21 protein-coding genes are annotated in these 21,420 nt (G+C 60.0%); 14 read left to right on the top strand and 7 right to left on the bottom strand.

What is annotated here, in order from left to right; translation table 11 throughout:
- Positions 1 to 67 precede the first annotated feature (67 nt).
- Positions 68 to 421 carry a helix-turn-helix domain-containing protein gene (locus V6F91_RS22370; RefSeq protein ID WP_332768259.1) on the bottom strand — a complete coding sequence of 118 codons (354 nt, stop codon included), beginning with the start codon at positions 419 to 421 and terminating at the stop codon, positions 68 to 70.
- Positions 422 to 524: 103 nt separating this feature from the next.
- Between V6F91_RS22370 and V6F91_RS22365 the strand changes: the two genes are divergently transcribed.
- The gene (locus V6F91_RS22365) at positions 525 to 1,277 is read left to right on the top strand and encodes an NADPH-dependent F420 reductase (protein WP_332768258.1); all 753 of its coding nucleotides are present in this window, start codon (positions 525 to 527) and stop codon (positions 1,275 to 1,277) included.
- Positions 1,278 to 1,405: 128 nt separating this feature from the next.
- On the opposite strand, the gene rpsT is transcribed toward V6F91_RS22365, so the two are convergent.
- Positions 1,406 to 1,678, bottom strand: coding sequence for a 30S ribosomal protein S20 (gene rpsT, locus V6F91_RS22360; RefSeq protein WP_003228351.1), 273 nt, complete (start codon positions 1,676 to 1,678; stop codon positions 1,406 to 1,408).
- Between the two features lie 252 nt (positions 1,679 to 1,930).
- Between rpsT and murJ the strand changes: the two genes are divergently transcribed.
- From murJ to ispH, 6 genes are all read left to right on the top strand, one after another.
- Positions 1,931 to 3,469, top strand: a complete 1,539-nt coding sequence (gene murJ / locus V6F91_RS22355) for a murein biosynthesis integral membrane protein MurJ (RefSeq protein WP_332768256.1) — start codon at positions 1,931 to 1,933, stop codon at positions 3,467 to 3,469.
- Positions 3,470 to 3,598: 129 nt separating this feature from the next.
- Positions 3,599 to 4,537: a bifunctional riboflavin kinase/FAD synthetase gene (gene ribF / locus V6F91_RS22350; protein ID WP_332768254.1), complete on the top strand. Its 939-nt coding sequence runs from the start codon at positions 3,599 to 3,601 to the stop codon at positions 4,535 to 4,537.
- Positions 4,538 to 4,550: 13 nt separating this feature from the next.
- A complete protein-coding gene (gene ileS / locus V6F91_RS22345) occupies positions 4,551 to 7,382 on the top strand; it encodes an isoleucine--tRNA ligase (protein ID WP_332768252.1) in 2,832 nt (943 codons plus the stop codon).
- Positions 7,375 to 7,887 (top strand): signal peptidase II, encoded by a 513-nt coding sequence (gene lspA / locus V6F91_RS22340; RefSeq protein WP_332768250.1) that lies wholly within the window; start codon positions 7,375 to 7,377, stop codon positions 7,885 to 7,887. The genes ileS and lspA overlap by 8 nt, the downstream gene beginning before the upstream one ends.
- Positions 7,880 to 8,332, top strand: coding sequence for an FKBP-type peptidyl-prolyl cis-trans isomerase (gene fkpB, locus V6F91_RS22335; RefSeq protein ID WP_090286424.1), 453 nt, complete (start codon positions 7,880 to 7,882; stop codon positions 8,330 to 8,332). The genes lspA and fkpB overlap by 8 nt, the downstream gene beginning before the upstream one ends.
- A 159-nt stretch (positions 8,333 to 8,491) precedes the next feature.
- The gene (gene ispH, locus V6F91_RS22330) at positions 8,492 to 9,436 is read left to right on the top strand and encodes a 4-hydroxy-3-methylbut-2-enyl diphosphate reductase (protein ID WP_095139301.1); all 945 of its coding nucleotides are present in this window, start codon (positions 8,492 to 8,494) and stop codon (positions 9,434 to 9,436) included.
- On the opposite strand, the gene V6F91_RS22325 is transcribed toward ispH, so the two are convergent.
- The gene (locus V6F91_RS22325) at positions 9,408 to 9,962 is read right to left on the bottom strand and encodes a GspH/FimT family pseudopilin (RefSeq protein WP_332768246.1); all 555 of its coding nucleotides are present in this window, start codon (positions 9,960 to 9,962) and stop codon (positions 9,408 to 9,410) included. The genes ispH and V6F91_RS22325 overlap by 29 nt on opposite strands.
- A gap of 130 nt (positions 9,963 to 10,092) precedes the next feature.
- On the opposite strand from V6F91_RS22325, the gene V6F91_RS22320 reads away from it, so the two are divergent.
- The 7 genes from V6F91_RS22320 to thiO are packed head-to-tail and all read left to right on the top strand — an operon-like array spanning position 10,093 to position 16,863.
- Positions 10,093 to 10,566, top strand: a complete 474-nt coding sequence (locus tag V6F91_RS22320) for a GspH/FimT family pseudopilin (RefSeq protein WP_332768244.1) — start codon at positions 10,093 to 10,095, stop codon at positions 10,564 to 10,566.
- On the top strand, positions 10,563 to 11,012 hold the full coding sequence (gene pilV / locus V6F91_RS22315; RefSeq protein WP_332768242.1) for a type IV pilus modification protein PilV: 450 nt from the start codon (positions 10,563 to 10,565) through the stop codon (positions 11,010 to 11,012). Before V6F91_RS22320 ends, pilV begins: the two co-directional genes overlap by 4 nt.
- Positions 11,009 to 11,722: a PilW family protein gene (locus V6F91_RS22310; RefSeq protein WP_332768240.1), complete on the top strand. Its 714-nt coding sequence runs from the start codon at positions 11,009 to 11,011 to the stop codon at positions 11,720 to 11,722. The genes pilV and V6F91_RS22310 overlap by 4 nt, the downstream gene beginning before the upstream one ends.
- A 10-nt stretch (positions 11,723 to 11,732) precedes the next feature.
- Positions 11,733 to 12,212, top strand: coding sequence for a pilus assembly PilX family protein (locus V6F91_RS22305; protein WP_332768238.1), 480 nt, complete (start codon positions 11,733 to 11,735; stop codon positions 12,210 to 12,212).
- Positions 12,199 to 15,288, top strand: coding sequence for a pilus assembly protein (locus V6F91_RS22300; RefSeq protein ID WP_332768236.1), 3,090 nt, complete (start codon positions 12,199 to 12,201; stop codon positions 15,286 to 15,288). The genes V6F91_RS22305 and V6F91_RS22300 overlap by 14 nt, the downstream gene beginning before the upstream one ends.
- 15 nt (positions 15,289 to 15,303) lie before the next feature.
- On the top strand, positions 15,304 to 15,705 hold the full coding sequence (locus V6F91_RS22295; RefSeq protein WP_332768234.1) for a type IV pilin protein: 402 nt from the start codon (positions 15,304 to 15,306) through the stop codon (positions 15,703 to 15,705).
- Positions 15,706 to 15,762: 57 nt separating this feature from the next.
- Complete coding sequence (gene thiO / locus V6F91_RS22290) at positions 15,763 to 16,863, top strand: glycine oxidase ThiO (RefSeq protein WP_332768232.1); 1,101 nt, start codon at positions 15,763 to 15,765, stop codon at positions 16,861 to 16,863.
- A 129-nt stretch (positions 16,864 to 16,992) separates the two neighbouring features.
- On the opposite strand, the gene V6F91_RS22285 is transcribed toward thiO, so the two are convergent.
- From V6F91_RS22285 to V6F91_RS22270, 4 genes are all read right to left on the bottom strand, one after another.
- The gene (locus V6F91_RS22285; protein WP_332768230.1) at positions 16,993 to 18,339 is read right to left on the bottom strand and encodes a sigma-54 dependent transcriptional regulator; all 1,347 of its coding nucleotides are present in this window, start codon (positions 18,337 to 18,339) and stop codon (positions 16,993 to 16,995) included.
- A complete protein-coding gene (locus V6F91_RS22280; RefSeq protein ID WP_332768228.1) occupies positions 18,336 to 19,925 on the bottom strand; it encodes a sensor histidine kinase in 1,590 nt (529 codons plus the stop codon). Before V6F91_RS22280 ends, V6F91_RS22285 begins: the two co-directional genes overlap by 4 nt.
- Complete coding sequence (locus V6F91_RS22275; protein WP_090286400.1) at positions 19,915 to 20,157, bottom strand: PP0621 family protein; 243 nt, start codon at positions 20,155 to 20,157, stop codon at positions 19,915 to 19,917. The genes V6F91_RS22280 and V6F91_RS22275 overlap by 11 nt, the downstream gene beginning before the upstream one ends.
- A 126-nt stretch (positions 20,158 to 20,283) precedes the next feature.
- Positions 20,284 to 21,300, bottom strand: coding sequence for an outer membrane protein assembly factor BamD (locus V6F91_RS22270; protein WP_258447967.1), 1,017 nt, complete (start codon positions 21,298 to 21,300; stop codon positions 20,284 to 20,286).
- Positions 21,301 to 21,420 lie beyond the last annotated feature (120 nt).

Genomic DNA, 21,420 nt, shown 5'->3' with positions numbered 1-21,420 from the left:
CAATTTTGTGCGGGCCGGCTCGCTGCATCCCGGCGTTTGGATTGGGTCGGTTGCAGTCTGAAGCGCTTCAGAGCTGAGCGCGCCGCATCTCTGCCCATTCAATCAGCGCCTGGATGGACGGCCCGAGGGCGTGGCCAATGGGCGTGAGCTGATATTCCACTCTGGGTGGCACCTGCGGGTACACCGTGCGCAACACAATACCGTCCTTTTCCAGTTGCTTGAGCTGCTGAATCAGCATCTTCTGGTTGATCCCGTCGATCAGCTTTTCCAGATCCGAGAAGCGCAGCGCGCCCTTTGCCGCGAACAGTTGGCAGAGGATGATGATTTTCCATTTCCCTTCCAGTATGCGAAGCGTCTCAGTCGTTGCCTCGGCCCAGATCTTTCGATTTTGCGGGTCTTCGCAGTTCCACTCTCGATCCATTTCTTCCTCGCAGGTGAGTTACCCACCTTTTGGTCGGTACTTACCATTATCACACCAGCCCCCTAACATCGGTGCAGCTAATCATTAAAGAGGGGTTTGAATCATGAAAATCGGCATCATCGGCACCGGCAATATTGGCGGTGTTCTCGCCCGCAAGCTTAAGGCTGCCGGTCATGAGGTCCGTGTGGCGAACTCTAGAGGCGTTGATGGCGTGCGTGCGTTCGCTGAAGAGATTGGCGTCGAGCCTGCAGATATTCGAGGCGCGATAGAGGGCGCGGATGTGATCGTTTTGTCGATACCGCTGCCGGCGTTGAGCACATTGCCTGCTGATCTGTTTGCTTCTGTGCCACCCGGCGTCCCGATCGTCGATACCAGTAATTACTACCCCGGTTTGCGCGATCCGAAAATCGAGGCGATCGATCAGGGAGTGACGGAAAGCATCTGGGTTACCCGGCAAATCGGGCGTCCTGTGATCAAGGCTTTCAACAACCTGCTGGCCTATACCTTGGCTGAGCTGGGGCGTGCGCGAGGTGCTGAGGGTCGTCTGGCGGCAGCCGTGGCGGGGGATGATCAAAAGGCCAAAGGGACGGTCATGTCTTTGGTGGATCAGGTTGGTTTTGATCCGGTGGATGGCGGTACGCTTGACGAGTCCTGGCGGCAGCAGCCGTGCACGCCATGCTATTGCTGTGACTACGACGCGCAAACCATGCGCAAGGCTCTGGCGTTAGCGGTCAAGGGGCGGGCGTCAGCCATACGAGATGAATTGCCCCGGCACTTCCAGTTGCTCGGTCCGAACCCGAGCCATGACGATGTCGTGGCGATGAATCGTTCTTTCAATTCGCTGGATCGACGTTAGTCGGGCGCGAGCGATGCGAGGCGGCGGTTGGCTTCTGGAAGGCTGGGCGCGGTCTCGCTCTCGGCGCAGATCAAATCACAGGCAATAAAAAACCGACCCTGAGGTCGGTTTTTTAATGACTACGTCGATTAAGCAGCTTCTTTCAGCGCTTTGACGTGGCCATTCAGACGGCTCTTATGACGAGCAGCCTTGTTCTTGTGGATGATGCCTTTATCGGCCATGCGGTCGATAACTGGCACAGCCAGAACGTATGCAGCTTGAGCTTTTTCAGCGTCTTTTGCGTCGATGGCTTTAACTACATTCTTGATGTAGGTGCGAACCATGGAACGCAGGCTGGCGTTGTGGCTGCGACGCTTCTCAGCCTGTTTTGCACGTTTTTTGGCGGAAGGTGAGTTGGCCACCGTCGAGCTCCTCGAAAGACTTTTTAGGAAATAGCAAACAAAATAGGCCGCGAATCATGCCGATGAAGACTTGTCTTGTCAAGGGCACTTGAATCGTTCCGCTAAGTGGTAGGTATAAAGAGGCGGGATATTTATTTCCGGCGCTTGACCTGTAAACTCGCGAGCTTTGGCTCTGTGCTGTTGCGGCGCGGAGTATCGCACAAGTAGGCGCATTGTTCGCCTGCTGTTTATCGACAGGCACCCATTCTCTCAATGAATCTGCTCAAATCGCTGGCCGCGGTCAGCTCTATCACCATGCTTTCCCGGGTTCTGGGTTTTGTACGGGACACGTTGATCGCGCGCATATTCGGCGCCGGTATGGCCACGGACGCCTTCTTTATTGCGTTCAAGCTGCCCAACCTCCTGCGGCGAATCTTTGCCGAGGGTGCTTTTTCCCAGGCCTTCGTGCCGATTCTCGCCGAGTACAAAAGCCAGAAGGGTGAAGAGGCGACGCGTACATTCATTGCTTACGTGACCGGCCTGCTGACCCTGGTGCTGGCGCTCGTCACGGCATTGGGTATGCTCGCTGCGCCTTGGGTGATCTGGGCGACGGCGCCGGGTTTTACCGACACGCCGGAAAAATTCCAGCTCACCTCTGATCTGCTGCGGGTGACCTTTCCTTATATATTGCTGATCTCGTTGTCCTCGCTGGCCGGCGCCATCCTCAATACCTGGAACCGTTTTTCCGTGCCGGCGTTCGTGCCGACGCTGCTCAACGTCAGCATGATCGTGTTTGCGCTGTTCCTTACGCCGTACTTCGATCCGCCGGTCATGGCCCTTGGCTGGGCGGTGCTGGTTGGTGGTCTGGCGCAGCTGCTCTATCAACTGCCGCACCTGAAAAAGATCGGCATGCTCGTGCTGCCGCGCCTGAACCTGCGCGATACCGGCGTATGGCGGGTGATGAAGCAGATGCTGCCGGCGATTCTCGGGGTTTCGGTCAGCCAGATTTCGCTGATCATCAACACGATTTTCGCCTCGTTTCTGGTCGCCGGCTCCGTGTCGTGGATGTATTACGCCGACCGTTTGATGGAATTGCCGTCCGGTGTCCTCGGTGTGGCGCTCGGTACGATCCTGTTGCCGACGCTGGCAAAGACCTACGCCAACAAGGATCGCCACGAATATTCGCGGATTCTCGATTGGGGCCTGCGCTTGTGCTTCGTGCTGGTGTTGCCGTGCGCGCTGGCGTTGGGGATTCTCGCCGAGCCGCTGACGGTTTCGCTGTTCCAGTACGGCCAGTTCAGCGGTTTCGACGCCGAAATGACCCAGCGTGCTTTGATTGCCTATTCGGTCGGCTTGCTGGGGATCATCGTGATCAAAGTGCTGGCGCCGGGCTTTTATGCGCAACAGAACATTCGCACGCCGGTGAAAATCGCCATCTTCACCCTGGTCTGCACGCAGTTGTTCAACCTGGTATTGATCGGTCCGCTGGCCCATGCCGGTCTGGCGCTGGCGATCAGTGCCGGGGCCTGCCTGAATGCCGGGCTGCTGTTCTATCAATTGCGCAAGCAGAAGATGTATCAGCCGCAGCCGGGCTGGGGCAAGTTCGGCTTCAAGCTGGTCGTGGCGGTTGCGGTCATGTCGGCGGTGTTGCTGGCGGGCATGCGTTTCATGCCGGCTTGGGACGAGGGGCATATGCTAGAACGCTTCCTGCGTCTTGGCGCTCTGGTGGTTGCTGGCGTGGTGGCCTATTTCGGCATGTTGCTACTGCTCGGTTTCCGTCTGCGTGACTTCAATCGCAAGGCCCTGAGCTGAGGTTTCAGCCTTTATCCACAGGCGTGGGCCGGCAGTTTTGTCGGCTCGATCACTTTGCGTTACGGTGTTGCCTGTCGTCGGCCGTCGGGTGTGGTTATAATCGACCACTTTATGAGCAAGAAGCGCGTTATGCAGCTGGTTCGAGGCCTCCACAACTTGCGCCCCCAGCATCGGGGCTGCGTCGCCACTATTGGCAACTTTGACGGTGTTCACCGTGGTCACCAGGCTATCCTGGCCCGGCTGCGTGAGCGTGCGCTCGAGTTGGGCGTACCCAGCTGCGTGGTGATTTTCGAGCCGCAGCCACGGGAATTCTTTGCCCCCGACACCGCGCCGGCACGTCTGGCCCGCTTGCGCGACAAGCTGCAACTGCTGGCTGCCGAAGGCGTCGACCGGGTGTTGTGCCTGGCGTTCAACCAGCGCTTGAGCAAGCTCAGCGCCAGTGAGTTCGTCGACACCATCCTGGTGGATGGCTTGGGCGTGCAGCATCTGGAGGTCGGTGACGATTTCCGTTTCGGTTGCGATCGCCTCGGCGATTTTGATTTTCTGCTGCAGGCCGGGCAGATGCACGGTTTCAGCGTTGAAGCCGCGCAAACCGTCGAGCTGGACGGCATTCGCGTCAGCAGCACGCAAGTGCGCAACGCCCTGGCCGCGGCCGATTTCGCTTTGGCCGAACGCTTGCTCGGCCGCCCTTACCGGATCGCCGGTCGTGTGCTGCATGGCCAGAAGCTGGCCCGGCAACTGGGTACGCCCACTGCCAATGTGCAACTCAAACGTCGTCGCGTGCCGTTCACCGGGGTGTATCTGGTGAATGTCGATATCGACGGCAAGACCTGGCCCGGTGTCGCCAATATTGGCGTGCGGCCCACGGTACAAGGTGATGGCAAGGCCCACCTCGAAGTCCATCTTTTAGATTTTGCCGGCGATCTGTATGACCGGCGTTTGACGGTGGTTTTCCACCAGAAGCTGCGTGAAGAGCAGCGTTTCGCCTCCCTGGAGGCACTGAAAACGGCGATCAACGCGGATGTCGCCGCCGCCCGTGCACTAGCCGCACCTAGCGCCCATCGCTAATAAAGAGCCTTAAATGACCGACTATAAAGCCACGCTAAACCTTCCGGACACCGCCTTCCCAATGAAGGCCGGCCTGCCACAGCGCGAACCGCAGATCCTGCAGCGCTGGGACAGTATTGGCCTGTACGGAAAGTTGCGCGAGATTGGCAAGGATCGTCCGAAGTTCGTTCTGCATGACGGCCCTCCGTATGCCAACGGCACGATCCACATCGGTCACGCACTGAACAAGATTCTCAAGGACATGATCATCCGCTCGAAGACCCTGTCGGGCTTCGACGCGCCGTACGTTCCGGGTTGGGACTGCCACGGCCTGCCGATCGAACACAAGGTCGAAGTGACCCACGGCAAGAACCTGGGCGCGGACAAGACCCGCGAACTGTGCCGTGCCTACGCCACCGAGCAGATCGAAGGGCAGAAGTCCGAATTCATCCGTCTCGGCGTGCTGGGCGATTGGGCCAACCCGTACAAGACCATGGACTTCAAGAACGAGGCCGGTGAAATCCGCGCCCTCGCCGAAATCGTCAAGGGTGGTTTCGTCTTCAAGGGCTTGAAGCCGGTGAACTGGTGCTTCGACTGCGGTTCGGCGCTGGCTGAGGCGGAGGTCGAGTACGAGAACAAAAAGTCCTCGACCATCGATGTCGCGTTCCCGATCGCTGACGAAGCCAAACTGGCTGCCGCGTTCGGCCTGCCGTCGCTGAGCAAGCCTGCGGCGATCGTGATCTGGACCACCACCCCGTGGACCATCCCGGCCAACCAGGCGCTGAACGTTCACCCGGAATTCAACTATGCGCTGGTGGATATCGGCGACAAGTTGCTGGTACTGGCTGAGGAACTGGTTGAAGCCTGCCTGACCCGTTATGGCGTCGAAGGCTCGGTCATCGCCACCACCACCGGTAAACAACTCGAACTGATCAACTTCCGTCATCCGTTCTACGACCGTCTGTCGCCGGTATATCTGGCTGACTACGTCGAACTGGGCGCCGGCACCGGTGTGGTTCACTCCGCTCCGGCCTACGGCGTGGACGACTTCGTGACCTGCAAGAAGTACGGCATGGTCAACGACGACATCCTCAACCCGGTGCAGAGCAACGGCGTTTACGTGCCGTCGCTGGAATTCTTTGGCGGCCAGTTCATCTGGAAGGCCAACCCGGCCATCGTCGACAAGCTGACCGAAGTCGGTGCGCTGATGCACACCACCGTCATCGAACACAGCTACATGCACTGCTGGCGCCACAAGACTCCGCTGATCTACCGCGCGACTGCGCAGTGGTTCATCGGCATGGACAAGGAGCCAACCAGCGGCGACACCCTGCGTGTGCGCTCGCTCAAAGCCATCGAAGACACCAAATTCGTCCCGGCCTGGGGCCAGGCGCGACTGCACTCGATGATCGCCAACCGTCCGGACTGGTGCATCTCGCGTCAGCGCAACTGGGGCGTGCCGATCCCGTTCTTCCTGAACAAGGAAAGCGGCGAACTGCACCCACGCACCGTCGAGCTGATGGAAGAAGTGGCCAAGCGCGTTGAAGTCGAAGGCATCGAAGCCTGGTTCAAGATGGACGCGGCCGAACTGCTTGGCGATGAAGCGCCGCTGTACGACAAGATCAGCGACACCCTCGATGTCTGGTTCGATTCGGGCACCACGCACTGGCACGTCCTGCGCGGTTCGCACCCGATGGGTCACGAGAGCGGCCCGCGTGCCGACCTGTACCTGGAAGGCTCGGACCAACATCGTGGCTGGTTCCATTCATCGCTGCTGACCGGCTGCGCCATCGACAACCACGCGCCGTACCGCGAGCTGCTGACCCACGGTTTCACCGTCGACGAAGCTGGGCGCAAGATGTCCAAATCGCTGGGCAACGTGATCGCGCCGCAGAAAGTCAACGACACTCTGGGCGCCGACATCATGCGTCTGTGGGTCGCTTCGACCGACTACTCCGGCGAAATGGCCGTGTCCGACCAGATCCTGCAACGCAGCGCCGACGCCTATCGTCGTATCCGTAACACTGCGCGCTTCCTGCTTTCCAACCTGAGCGGCTTCAACCCGGCCACCGACCTCCTGCCGGCGGAAGAAATGCTCGCGCTGGATCGTTGGGCGGTCGACCGTACCTTGCTGCTGCAACGCGAGCTGCAAGAGCACTACGGCGAATACCGTTTCTGGAACGTCTACTCGAAGATCCATAACTTCTGCGTGCAGGAGCTGGGCGGTTTCTACCTCGACATCATCAAGGACCGTCAGTACACCACTGGCGCCAACAGCAAGGCCCGCCGTTCGGCGCAAACCGCGCTGTTCCACATCTGCGAAGCGCTGGTGCGCTGGATCGCGCCGATCCTCGCCTTCACCGCTGACGAACTGTGGGAATACCTGCCGGGCGAGCGTAACGAATCGGTCATGCTCAACACCTGGTACGAAGGCCTGACCGAACTGCCGGACAACGTCGAGCTGGGCCGCGAATACTGGGACCGTGTGATGGCGGTCAAGGCAGCGGTCAACAAGGAAATGGAAATCCAGCGCGCGGCCAAAGCCGTCGGTGGCAACCTGCAGGCCGAAGTGACGCTGTACGCCGAAGACGCGCTGAGTGCCGATCTGGAAAAACTGAGCAACGAACTGCGCTTCGTGTTGATCACTTCGACCGCCAGCGTTGCGCCGTTTGTTCAGGCTCCAGCGGACGCGGTTGCGACCGAAGTCAGTGGTCTGAAACTGAAGATCGTCAAATCGGCCTTCCCGAAGTGCGCCCGTTGCTGGCACTGCCGCGAAGACGTCGGCGTGAACCCGGAGCATCCGGAAATCTGCGGTCGTTGCGTCGACAACATCAGCGGCGCTGGCGAGGTTCGTCACTATGCCTGATGCCATTGGCCGTTTCGGACGGTTGAGCTGGCTATGGTTGAGCCTGCTGGTTCTGGTCATTGACCAGGCCAGCAAGTTCTACTTCGAAGGCAAGCTCGAGATGTTCCAGCAGATCGTGATCATTCCCGATCTGTTCAGCTGGACTCTGGCCTACAACACCGGCGCGGCATTCAGCTTCCTGGCTGACAGCTCCGGCTGGCAGCGCTGGCTGTTCGCCCTGATCGCCATCGTGGTCAGCTGTGTGCTGGTGATCTGGCTCAAGCGCCTGGGCCGCAACGACACCTGGCTGGCCATCGCGCTGGCGCTGGTGTTGGGCGGCGCGCTGGGCAATCTGTACGACCGCATCGCCCTGGGCCATGTGATCGACTTCATTCTGGTGCACTGGCAGAACCGCTGGTACTTCCCGGCGTTCAACTTCGCCGACAGCGCGATCACCGTAGGTGCGATCATGCTGGCGCTGGACATGTTCAAACCGAAGAAAACCGAAGAGACCGCTCATGACTGAACAGGTATCGGCTGAGCAACGCATCGGCCAGAACACGGAAGTCACTTTGCATTTCGCACTGCGCCTGGAAAACGGCGACACCGTCGACAGCACGTTCGACAAAGCCCCGGCGACCTTCAAGGTCGGCGATGGCAACCTGCTGCCGGGTTTCGAAGCGGCACTGTTCGGCTTCAAGGCCGGCGACAAGCGCACGCTGACCGTCGAGCCGGAAAACGCCTTCGGCCAGCCGAACCCGCAAAACGTCCAGGTCATCCCGCGTTCGCAGTTCGCCGACATGGAGCTGTCGCCGGGCCTGCTGGTGATCTTCAACGATGCGGCCAATACTGAACTGCCGGGCGTGGTAAAAGAGTTCGACGACGCGCAAGTGACCGTCGACTTCAACCACCCGCTGTCCGGCAAGACGCTGACCTTTGACGTGGAAATCATTTCTGTCAAAGCGATCTGAGTGATAATGCAAAACCAATGTGGGAGCGAGCCTGCTCGCGAATGCTGACTGACATTCAACGTTAATGTTGTCTGACACACCGCTTTCGCGAGCAAGCTCGCTCCCACACTGTTTTCCACAGAATTCGCTATTTCTTGCGCGCAAGACACGAGGCACAGCATGCAAATCAAACTCGCCAACCCCCGTGGCTTCTGCGCCGGCGTGGACCGGGCGATCGAAATCGTCAACCGCGCTCTGGAAGTCTTCGGACCGCCGATCTACGTGCGTCATGAAGTGGTGCACAACAAGTTCGTCGTCGAGGACCTGCGCAGTCGTGGCGCGATTTTCGTCGAGGAACTCGATCAAGTGCCCGACGACGTCATCGTGATCTTCAGTGCCCACGGCGTTTCCCAGGCCGTGCGCAATGAAGCCGCCGGTCGTGGCCTGAAAGTCTTCGACGCCACCTGTCCGCTGGTGACCAAGGTGCATATCGAAGTCGCCAAATACAGTCGCGATGGCCGTGAGTGCATCCTGATCGGTCACGCCGGGCACCCGGAAGTCGAAGGCACCATGGGCCAGTACGATGCCAGTAATGGCGGCGCGATCTACCTCGTCGAAGACGAAAAAGACGTGGCAGAACTGCAAGTGCGCAACCCGGAAAAACTCGCGTTCGTCACCCAGACGACCCTGTCGATGGACGACACCAGTCGCGTTATCGACGCCTTGCGCACACGGTTTCCGGCAATTGGCGGCCCGCGCAAGGACGACATCTGCTACGCCACGCAAAACCGTCAGGACGCGGTCAAGCAATTGGCCGACGAATGCGACGTAGTGCTGGTGGTCGGCAGCCCGAACAGCTCCAACTCCAATCGTCTGCGCGAACTCGCCGAACGCATGGCCACCCCGGCCTACCTGATCGACGGCGCCGAAGACCTGCAAAAGAGCTGGTTCGATGGCGTCGAGCGGATCGGCATCACCGCCGGTGCCTCTGCCCCGGAAGTGCTGGTGCGCGGGGTGATCCAGCAGTTGCAAGCCTGGGGCGCCACCGGCGCCGATGAGCTGGCCGGGCGCGAGGAGAACATCACTTTCTCGATGCCTAAAGAGCTGCGCGTGCGTTCGATCTGACCCGCTTGGCTTGCTGACACAGCGCCTGTTCCGCCTTCGCGCGGCTCAGGCGCACGCGACCGGTCGCGGCCAGCACAATCTGCTGCTGGCTGACCGGCTCGTGCATCGAGCAGACGTGTAACGTCCCTGCCTGAAACGCCCGCCCGGGCATCAGCGGTTGTCCCAGACTGCTGAAGCGCACATATCGACTGACTGCCCAATTGCCGACAATCGGCACCTGCATGGCACTTGCCTGTTCCACCAGCAGCGGATTGCTGACGTCTTTGGCGCCTTTGCCACTGATGTCGAGAATGATCCGCCAGCCCTGACTCCAGTCGCCGTTGATGCCATGAATCACCACGCTCTGATTACGCGTGATGGCCAGGCTGCGGGCGTTGCGGATGCCCTCGAACAAGGACTGCGCCGCCTGCTCGCGGTGGCTCGACTCTTTAAGGCTGGCAAGCGCGGGGCTTACCAGCAGCAGAACAATTGCGCCGATCGCCAGTCCCATAAGCAATTCGATCAGGCTGAAACCGTGTTGAGACATGAAGACTCCCTCCGTGGAACGTGATGGATGGCGCGCTCCGTGCGCCGGGCAGGGCAAATCAACCGACACAGGTCGGCTGAATGTTCTAGCGTGTAGAAGCAGGTATAGCCGACGGCAACGGAGGGCATCGATGGATCTTCGTACAAAAGGTTTCACGCTGATCGAGTTGCTCGTGGCGATCGCCGTGTTTCTGGTCCTGATCACTTTGGCGGTCCCGGCTTTTACCCGTTCGATACAGGGCAGCAAGGCCGATACCGAGATGGGTGACTTGCAACGAGCGATCAACTTTGCCCGCCTTGAGGCGATCAACCGCGGTGTCACCACCCGTTTGCGGCCAACGGCTGGCGGTAGCATCTGGGCCGGTGAGCTGGCGGTCTACGACAGTACTGGCAATCCGGCCAATGTGTTGCGGGTTGTTCCAGCGATGAGCAGCGGCGCGACTCTGACGCTACCCTCAGGAGTGACCGCACTGGATTTCAATAATCTCGGCGGTCTGGCGGCGCCGTCGACGGCGGTGGTCATCAGTTACACGCTGGGTACGCAAAGCAGGACGCTGAACGTGTGTTTGAACGGACGAATTCAATTGGGTGGAAATTGCGGATGAGGGCAGGGAGTCAACGGACGCAGCGAGGAATGACGCTGATCGAGGTGCTGGTCGCGTTGCTGATTCTCACGGTCGGCTTGCTTGGCGCGGCGGCAGTGCAACTCAATGCGCTGAAGTACACCGACAGCTCGCGGATGACCAGCCAGGCCAGTTTCATCGCCTACGACATGATGGACCGCATCCGCGCCAATTCCGCTGCCGACTACACCGCCACGCCGCCGACTTCGGGCAATCTTTCGGTCGCGCGGGATCAGGATCTCTACGATTTCACCACCAACATTGCCAACTTCGGCGGCCCGACCGCCACGGGCAGCATCACCCGCAATCAGCGCGTGTACACCATCACCATCACCTGGAACGACGCGCGCGCCGCCAACACCGCAACGGCCACACGCAGTTTCGTCCTCAGCAGTCGCGCGGCGGTTGATCCGGTGGTGTCGCCATGAAGCGTCAGCAACAGGGTTTCGGCCTGATCGAGTTGCTGGTCGCCCTGGCGCTGGGCCTGATCGTGGTACTCGGCGTGGTGCAGATTTTCATCGCCGCAAAAAACACCTACGTCAGCCAGAACAGCGCCGCGGCGATGCAGGAAGATGCGCGCTTTGTATTGAGCAAGATGATTCAGGAAATCCGCATGGTCGGCATGTTTGGTTGTCTCGGCACCATCACCGATTCCAGCAGTGCCGGCGATTTCAACGCGGCGCAGCTCGCGCCGATCAATTGGGACAATGCCAACCTGAAACTGACTCTGGTCACCGCCGATGTCGGCAACGCTGGCGGTACGCCGACCTGGACGGTGCTCTCCGATTGCCGCAACAGCGCCGTCGCGTATACCGGATTACGAACCGCGGCCAGCGGGCAGATCGCGTTTCCGATCCGGCGGTTGATCTACAGCTTCAGCAACAATCAGATCCTGATGGGCACCGGCAGCGGCAACCCGGCCCAACAGGTGCTGGTCAATAACGTCAGCGCTTTCAACGTGATGTTCGGCCTGGCCAGTTCGGCGACGGATATCGCGGCGTCAACCTACAGCGCCAACCCCAGCGATGCGGCGCGCATTCGCAGTGTGCGGCTGAGCCTGACCCTCACCGATCCGAACAATCGGGTCGCCAGTCAAACCTTCAATGTGGTTGCCGCCTTGCGCAACCGCTTGCAGTGAGGGGACGACCATGAGGATCTCTCTGCATCAACGGCATGCGCAACGCGGCATGGTCTTGCTGGTAAGTCTGGTGTTTCTGTTGCTGCTGACTTTGATTGGTCTGTCATCGATGCAGAGCGCCAACCTGCAGGAAAAAATGGCTGGCAGCGTCAGCCTGCGTAATCAGTCGTTCCAGGCTGCCGAGGCCGCGCTGCGCATTGGCGAAAGCGCCGTGCAACTGGACAGTTATTCGCTGGCGGTGTGCAGCGGTACTACGCAATGTGCGCCACCGGCAGAATCGACGGTGGTCAGCGCAGCGGGGCTCAACTCGGCATCGGGAGTGACCTGGGTCGCTGCCGGCAACGGCTTTTATGGCGTGCAGAACATCGGCACGACATTGACCGCCGTCAACGTACCGAGCAACACCTCGGCGACCCTGTACCGGGTCACTGCTGTCGGCATCGCCGGTAGCTCGCGCAGTGTGCTGGAGAGTGTGTATGCGAAGTTTTGAGCGCTGCCGGACGTTGCTGCTCGGCATGCTCCTGAGTTTCTATCTGAGTACGCCGGCCTACGCCTTCACGCCCTCCGACTCGCCTTTGCTGAGCGCAGCCGCCGTGCCGCCGAACGTGATGCTGCTGATCGACGATTCGGGGAGCATGAACAGCATCATTTATGCCGCCGGTTTTGATCCGAACGTCAACCGCACACCGGCGCGGCAGTGCAATGCCTTTCTCGGATTGTGCTCCGCGCTGAATGCTCCGCAGATCACCGGCGACCTGGTGTTTCTCTCGAGCCTGCCGAACTCGGGTTGCTCCGGCGGCGCCTATGCGTTTTACAACAACAGTCCAACACCGTTGTGCCTGAAACTGCCTGACCCGGTGGGCAACGAGAACACCCGCTATTCCGCCGATTACATTTCCTACATCGTCAGTCTGGCGATCAGCAACGGCACCCGCGACTTCACCACCGGGGCGATTCCCAATGATTACCGGATGAACGTGGCGCGCAACGTCTCGACCGCGCTGGTCAGCAGCAACCGTACCTTGCGCATGGGGTTGGCGACATTCAACCCGGCCACCAGCGCCAACCCCGGTAACGGAGGTTTCATCCCTCGCGCGATTACCGATTTGTCGCCGGTGGCGGGCAGCGTGACCCAGGCGCAAGCCGATACCAACTACAACGCGCTGATTTCATCAATCAACGGTTTGAACGCGGTGGCCAACACGCCTTTGGCGGAAAGCTATTACGAGATCACCCGTTACATGCGCGGCATCGCACCTTTCTACAACGGCACGCCGAGCACCTACACCAGCCCGATTCAATATCGCTGCCAGAAAAACTACGGCGTGGTGATAACCGACGGCTTGCCGACCTACGACCGAACCTTCCCGACCAACGACCCCTTGGGCGGTAATCGATTGCCGAACTGGGATGGCGTCAACAATGACGGCGACAACCTCAACGGCGATGGTGAGGGCGATACGCTGTATCTGGATGACATCGCCAAGTTTGCCTTCGACATCGACATGCGCTCGACCGGCACCGATGCGGCCGGCAAAAGCTGGAACGCGGTGGATTTTCCCAAGCAGAACATGAACACCTACACCGTGGGTTTCGCTGCCGATAACGACATGCTGTCCGACGCCGCCAGTTATGGGCAGGGCCGGTATTACCAGGCCACCGACAGCTCCGGACTCAACGCGGCATTATCGTCGGCCTTGAGTGACATCACTTCCAAGGCCGGCTCCGGCGGTGCCGGTGTCGCCAGTAGCAGTTCGTTGAGCAGTGGCAGCAGTTTTTATCAGACTACTTACGACCCCAAGGATTGGCGCGGGACAATCAGATCGTTCGGCTTTACCTCGACCGGCACGGTGAATACGTCCAGCGCGCAGTGGACCACCGACACGACCATCGTACCGTCCGCCACGGCACCGACTTTCCAGTCGTGGAACACCGTGAGCAACGCGCCGATATCCCTAGCCTTCGGCAACTTTTCGCCCGCGCAGCAAACCACGCTCAATCAGGGCTTGCCCACCGGCATCACTGGCAATGATCTGGTGGAATGGAGCAAAGGCACCAACAAGGCCGGGCTCAAAGTGCGCAGCGTGTTGCTCGGCGACATCATCAATTCGCCGCTGGTGCTTGCGTCGCCTGCGGACAAGACCGCGTCCGATCTGTCCGCCGATACCAGTTACACCACTTACCTGGCGACCAAAGCGGCCAACATGAACAGCAGTCTGGTGGTCAACGCCAACGACGGCTTCGTCAACGTGATCAATTCGGCGAACGGCACGCGCCGTTATGCTTACATGCCATCCAGCGTGCTGCCGTCGTTGCGCCTGATCGCCGACACCAACTACGTCAACGGCGTCAGCCACAAGTTTCTCGTGGATGGACAGATCGGAGTTTTCGACGTGCAGTCCGGCACTACCTGGAAGACCCTGGCGATTGGCGGCACCGGTGCCGGCGGTAAAACCTTCTACGGGCTGCAACTGTTCGACGCCTCGGCGGGTAACGTGATCCGTGCGCTGTGGGAAGTCAGTGCGCCGGTCAGCGCCAACACGGCCAGCGCATTCAATGACCTGGGTTACGCCTACGCACGACCGGAAGTGGCACGCTTGGCCGATGGTCGCTGGGCCGCGTTCATTGCCAATGGCTACGGCAGCAATTCCGGCGTCGCGGCGCTGTACGTGCTGGATGTGCGCGATGGCTCGTTGATCAGGAAAATCGTTATCGACAATACGGAAACCACCAATGGCCTGTCTTCGGTGGAGCTCAGGGTCAATTCGTCGAATGTGGTCCAGGCTGCCTACGGCGGAGACCTGAAGGGGCGCATGTGGAAATTCGACTTGAGTGCGACGGCCCCGGAAAGCTGGGGCGTGGCGTTTGCCGGCAAACCGTTGTTCACCGCACCGGGCGGGGCGACGCAACCGATCACCGCGCAACCGCTGCTGGCGGATAACCCGCAGGGTGGCAAGCAGGTGTTCTTCGGCACCGGCAAATTCAACGAAACCGCCGACAAGAGCAACAAGGATTTGCAAGCGTTCTATTCGGTATGGGACGCCGATGGCGGTTCGGGACAAATTACTGTCAGCAGCTTGCAGGCGCAGGCGATTACCGGGTCGTTCTCCGGCAGCACCGGGCAGTTCGTGACCACCACGCAGAATGAGACGACGTATCCGGGCGAGAAGGGCTGGTACTTGCCGCTGGTGTATAACAACGTGCTGACCGGCGAGCGGGTGATCAATCAGGCGAGCATTGTGCTGGGGCGCGTCGTGTTTACCACGGCCAGCGTCGATACCACCGATCCTTGTTCGAGTTTGGGGACTGGCAAGCTAATCGAACTCGATGCGTTCAGCGGTAAGATGCTCAACTATGCGGTGCTCGACACTACGAACGATAGGGTCGTGGACGGTAATGACACTATCTCCAGTGGGGTGGTATTCACCGGCGGTATTCCGACCCTAAATTTTATCTCCCAAAATGCTGAGGATAAGGTTGCGGGCGATACAAGTGGCAAACTTACGATGATCAAGGAAAAGGGCGGTGGCGGCAGCCGTCGTATCATGTGGCGACAAATCCAGTAAGCGAGAATTTGAGGCATGCGCAGAGCCAACCGAGGTTTCACCCTGATCGAAATCATGATCGTGATTGCGATCATCGGGATCGTCATTACCATCGCCGCACCGAGCTACACCGAGTACCTGAAAAAGGGCCGTCGCGCCGAAGTGGTATCGCTGCTCTCGGAACAGGCGCAGATCCTCGAACGGTTTTACACCCGCAACAATGTCTACACCGGCGTCACCGGACTCAGTGCCGGCAATGACTTTTACACCCTCACGCCGACGATCACTGACCAGACCTTTGTGCTCACCGCAACACGCAAGAGCGGCACGTCGATGGCCACTGACAAGTGCGGCGATTTCACCCTGAGCAACACCGGTGTCAGGAGCATGAATAACGCGACCACCGGGCTGACCACCAAGGATTGCTGGGGCCGCTGAGGCGCTTTCTTTCGGGTGCCTTTTGCGCCCACTGTCTTTTTTACGGTTGGATCAAACATGACCAGGCAACAGCAAGTGGTGATTGTCGGTGGCGGGGTGATAGGCCTGCTCACCGCCTACAATCTCGCCTCCGAAGTGCGCAGCGTGGTGCTGCTGGATCGTTCGAATCTCGGCCAGGAATCGTCCTGGGCGGGCGGCGGTATCGTGTCGCCGTTGTATCCGTGGCGCTACAGCCCGGCGGTTACCGCGCTGGCGCACTGGTCGCAGGATTTTTATCCACAGCTCGGCGCGCGGCTGTTTGCCGACACGGGTGTTGATCCGGAGGTCCACACTACCGGTCTGTACTGGCTGGACCTGGATGACGAAGCCGAAGCACTGGCGTGGGCCGAGCGCGAAAACCGCCCGTTGCGCTCTGTGGATATCTCGGCGGCGCATGACGCGGTGCCGGTGCTGGGCGGCGGTTTTTCGCGAGCGATCTACATGGCCGATGTTGCCAATGTGCGCAATCCGCGGCTGGTGAAATCCTTGAAAGCAGCGTTGCAGGCGTTGCCCAACGTGACCATTCACGAGCAGTGCGAAGTCAGCGGGTTCGCCCGTGACGGTGAGCGTGTGATTGGGGTTGAAACAGCCGGTGGTGTCATCGCTGGCGATCAGGTGGTACTGACCGCCGGGGCGTGGAGCGGCGACTTGCTCAAGACCTTGAACCTGACGCTGCCAGTGGAGCCGGTCAAAGGGCAGATGATTCTCTACAAATGCGCAGCAGACTTTCTGCCGAGCATGGTGCTGGCCAAGGGGCGTTATGCAATTCCACGTCGCGACGGGCATATTCTGATCGGCAGTACGCTGGAGCACGCAGGCTACGACAAGACGCCAACCGACGTCGCCCTTGAAAGCCTCAAGGCTTCGGCGGTCGAGCTGTTGCCGGCGCTGGCCGATGCCGAAGTGGTCGGGCACTGGGCCGGGCTGCGTCCGGGCTCGCCGGAGGGAATTCCTTACATCGGCCGGGTGCCGGGGTTCGATGGCTTGTGGCTCAATTGCGGGCATTACCGCAATGGATTGGTGCTGGCGCCGGCGTCTTGTCAGTTGTTTGCCGATGTGATGTTGGGCAGGGCGCCGATTATTGATCCGGCGCCGTATGCGCCTGAGGGTCGTATCTAATCAGACAGTTCTTTTGCTTCTGTCGGATCGCTTTCGCGAGCAGGCTCGCTCCCACAATGTCCTTTGGTGTACATGAAAGTGGGTACACCAAAAATCAATGCAGGAGTGAGCCTGCTCGCGAAGGCGCCCTCAATCCAGGCCGAGTTTCTTCAGCCGGTAACGCATCGACCGAAACGAAAGACTCAGGCGCTGCGCCGCCGCCGTGCGGTTCCAGCGCGTCTCTTCCAGCGCCTGCAAGATCAGCTTGCGCTCGACGTTTTCCAGATAATCTTCGAGATTGTCGATTTGCGTCAGATCGGCAATCGCACCATCAGCAGCACAGTTGCCTTCACTGAGGCGTAAATCACCGACCTCGATCGTACGGTTCTCGCACAGGGTATGCGCCCGTTCAAGAACGTTTTCCAGTTCCCGCACATTCCCCGGAAAGCGGTAATTCTTCAGCGCTTCCAGGGCTTGCGGATGCAGACGCGCAGCGGGATGGCCGGTGTCCTTGGCCAAGCGCTTGAGCATGTGCGCTGCCAGTGCTTCGATGTCATCGCGCCGCTCGCGCAGAGACGGCACCCGCAGCTCAATCACGTTCAATCGGTAATATAGATCCTGACGAAAGCGCTCAGTGGCGACCTCGGTATCGAGGTCCTTGTGGGTGGCGCAGAGAATCCGCACGTCGACCACGGTTTCAAGCTGGCCGCCGACGCTGCGCACGGCTTTTTCCTGGATCGCGCGCAGCAGTTTGACCTGCATCGATAATGGCAAGTCCGCCACTTCATCGAGGAACAACGTGCCGCCATGGGCCGCTTGAAACAGCCCTGGCTTGTCTTCGACCGCGCCAGTGAAACTGCCTTTGCGATGACCGAAAAATTCGCTCTCCATCAACTCCGACGGAATCGCCCCGCAGTTGACCGGCACGAACGGCTGGCTGGCGCGCGGCCCTTGTTCATGGATCAGCCGAGCGACCAGTTCCTTGCCGCTGCCGGATTCACCGCTGATGTACACCGGCGCCTGACTGCGCGCGAGTTTGTCGATCTGCTTGCGCAGATTACGCATTGGCGGTGAATCGCCGAGCAAATGCCGATCGATCGGTTCGCAATGGGCTCCCGCGGCGGGCATGCGCAAGGCACTGCTGACCAGTTCGCGCAGGCGGGTAAGATCGACCGGTTTGGTCAGAAAGTCGAACGCCCCGGCCTTGAGCGCGTTGATGGCGGTTTCCAGGCTGCCGTACGCGGTGATCATCGCCACCGGTACTTGTGGGTAACGTTGCTGGATGTGCTGCACCAGCTCAAGCCCTGTGCCGTCGGGCAAACGCATGTCAGTCAGGCACAGATCGAACGCCTCGCGCTGCAACTGTGTTTGCGCTTCGGCAAGATTGCGCGCGCTGTAGGTGTCGAGTTTCATCCGCCCCAAGGTGATTTCCAGCAGTTCGCGGATGTCCGGTTCGTCGTCAACGATGAGGATTTTTTGCCGTGGGCTTGTATTCAACTTTGTTTCCGTCCGTGAGCAAAGGTGATGCGAAAGCAGCCGCCGCCTTGGCGTGATTGAAAGTCTAGGCGCGCTTGGTTGCTTTCGCACAGCTCACGGGACAGATAAAGCCCAAGGCCGGTGCCCTGGCTGCTGGTGGTGAAGAACGGTTCGAACAGATGCGCCTGTTCCTCGGCCGGTACGCCGGGGCCGTTGTCCTGCACTTCGAGCACCGCCAACTGACTCTCGGGATCGGTGAAGAGCGCCAGCCAGACCTCGGCCTGATCGTGCAGCAGGGCGCTGTGACGCCAGCCGTTGCGCAGCAGGTTGTCGAGGATTTGCCGCAGCTGGTTGGGGTCCATCAGGGTGGTGAAGTCCCCGGAATTGATCCGCAGATGAATGTGCTGACGCTCGCTGGCCTGCTCGCGGCTTTCGGCAACGAAGTTCTCCAGCCACGGTTTGAGGTCCAGCCGTTGCGGGGCACTTTGCTGGCGGCGGGACAGTTGCAGAACGTTTTCGATGACTCGGTTCATGCGCTGGGAGTGATCTTGAATAATCTGCGTCAGACGCCGATCGGCGCTATCGAGTTCCTCGGACTCGGCCAACAGCTGCGCGGCGTGGCTGATCGCCCCCAACGGATTGCGAATTTCGTGAGAAATGCCGGCGGTCAATCGCCCGAGCGCGGCGAGCTTCAATTGCTGCGCCTGCTGGGTGATTTGCGCAAGGTCTTCGAGAAACACCAGTGTGCGCGGATTCGGGCTCTGCTCTAGCGCGATGAAATTCGGTTGAAGTTCTATGCCATTGCCGGGGACTTTCAGGCTCTGCGGGCGCAGGGTCGGGTTGTTCATCCACAGTTGCAGGCGCTCGACCAGCGTCGGCGAAAACTCGTCGATCAAGTGGCCCTGCAGGTGCGATTGCGCGAGCAGGATTTGCGCGCTCTGGTTGGCCAGCAGCACCCGGCGCTGATGATCGAGAACGAGAATGCCGGTACGCATGCGTTGCAGGATCAAGGCATTCAGAGCTTCAAGGCTAACCACTTCGCTGGCGCGCTGCTCGGCCAGGGTTTCGCTGACCTCGAGGCGACGGACCAGCCCCTGCACCAACAGCGATGCGGCAAAGCACAAAGCGCCGAGCGTGCCGGCCTGCAAGTATTCATTGGCGCTCAGTGAGTGGTTGATACCGAGCAGGAAACTCGAGCCGACAATGCCCAGCGCGGCGATGGCCGCAATCAACAGGCCGATGCGCCGGCGCAGCAGGGTGTTGCTGATCGCCACGGAGACAATCAGCAAGTTGCCCAGCGCACTGCCAACGCCGCCTGCTGCGAAGAACAAACCGCACAGAAGCAGCACGTCGACCAGTGCCAGGCTGAACAATTGCCCGGGCCGACGGGTGTTTTCGAGAAACACCACCAGCAGAATATTCAGAACCAGATACAGCCAGCTGCCGCCACGCAGCAAATCGTCGTTGGCCGACGTCAGCAAGCGGTTGTCCATGTTGCTCGAGATCAGCAACACCAGGGTGATGCCGACGCTCAGACGGTACAGGTGATAAAGACGCAGCAGACGCTGCGCCTGTTTGCTGTCGGTGTTGGCAGCCTCAGCGACCACTGGCGCCCGGGCCTTGCTCGAGATGAGCCTGGCTGCAATACCACTGTTGCTGATTGCCCAGCGCGCGATCGCGGGGCAAGTGCACGCCGCAATGGGCGCAGCGCACCATGGGCGCAGCGTCCTGCTCGCGAGAGTTGCGCTGGGACTGATTGGAGGCGGCGGGTGCCTTGAATTTACGCCAGAGCCAGATGGCGGCGAAGATCACGGCGATCCAGAACAATAAACGAAGCATGATGAGCGGCTTTTCGACTGATGATCCGGCAGTTTAGCCAAGGACCCGAGCAGCGCACAGTGGATTAAAGCGCGGCCATGAAAAAGGGAGATCCGCAGATCTCCCTTTTTGTTACCGCCAGTGTGCTCAGTCAAACACGCCGAAGGTCATGTAGCTGAACCACGAACGGTCGGTGTCGGTGGATTCCGGCTCCGGCTCTTCGATCACGTCGCCGTTTTCGTCTTTCGGCTTGAGCTCGTTCGGGATCGCGTCTTTGGCGTCCTGGAACTGCTTCTGCACGTCCTGGTTGGCGCGGGTTTCGCCCGGCGGCAGCGGTGGACGCGACTCGATCAGGCCCAAAGTCGCCTTGCTCAGGAACGAACGGTTATCGGCTTCGGCAACGCGTGGCACGAACTGGCCGTCCTGCAGGCTCGGGTGATCCGGGTAATTGAGCTTCAGGGTTTCCAGACTGGTGGCCGCCAGATCGTCCAGGTGCAGACGCTGGTAGGCTTCGGTCATCACCGCCAGGCCGTCGCCGACCGATGGGGTTTCCTGGAAGTTTTCCACTACGTACTTGCCACGGTTGGCAGCGGCTACATAAGCCTGACGGGTCAAGTAGTAGTCGGCCACGTGGATTTCGTAGGCGGCCAGCAGGTTGCGCAGGTAGATCATGCGCTGCTTGGCGTCCGGCGCGTAGCGGCTGTTCGGGAAGCGGCTGGTGAGCTGGGCGAACTCGTTGTACGAGTCGCGGGCCGCGCCTGGGTCACGCTTGGTCATGTCCAGCGGCAGGAAGCGCGCCAGCAGGCCGACGTCCTGGTCGAACGAGGTCAGACCCTTGAGGTAATACGCGTAATCCACGTTCGGGTGCTGCGGATGCAAACGAATGAAGCGCTCGGCGGCGGACTTGGCAGCTTCCGGCTCGGCGTTCTTGTAGTTGGCGTAGATCAACTCCAGCTGAGCCTGATCGGCGTAGCGACCGAACGGATAACGCGACTCCAGAGCCTTCAGCTTGGCTGTGGCGCTGGTGTAGCTGTTGTTGTCCAGATCAGTCTGAGCCTGCTGGTACAGCTCGGCTTCGCTGAGGTTTTCGTCTACGACTTCCTTCGATGAGCAAGCAGCGGTCAATGCGAGGATGGCGATCAGCAGCAGGTGTTTCACTTGCATGGCGGCTTGCGTCCCTATGACGGCCGCTGTCTTGGGCGGGGCCGTCCTGTTATGATGAGCGCCCCGTTGAAAAGCCTCGGGGCAAAAGACGCCGTATTTAACCACAAGCGCGCAGCCGAA

Origin of the sequence: Pseudomonas koreensis (genome assembly GCF_036668835.1) — a bacterium.
In the GTDB taxonomy this organism is placed as follows: domain Bacteria; phylum Pseudomonadota; class Gammaproteobacteria; order Pseudomonadales; family Pseudomonadaceae; genus Aquipseudomonas; species Aquipseudomonas koreensis_I.
Note: the sequence above shows the minus strand (reverse complement) of the source record. Positions and strands in the feature narration are given on the sequence as shown.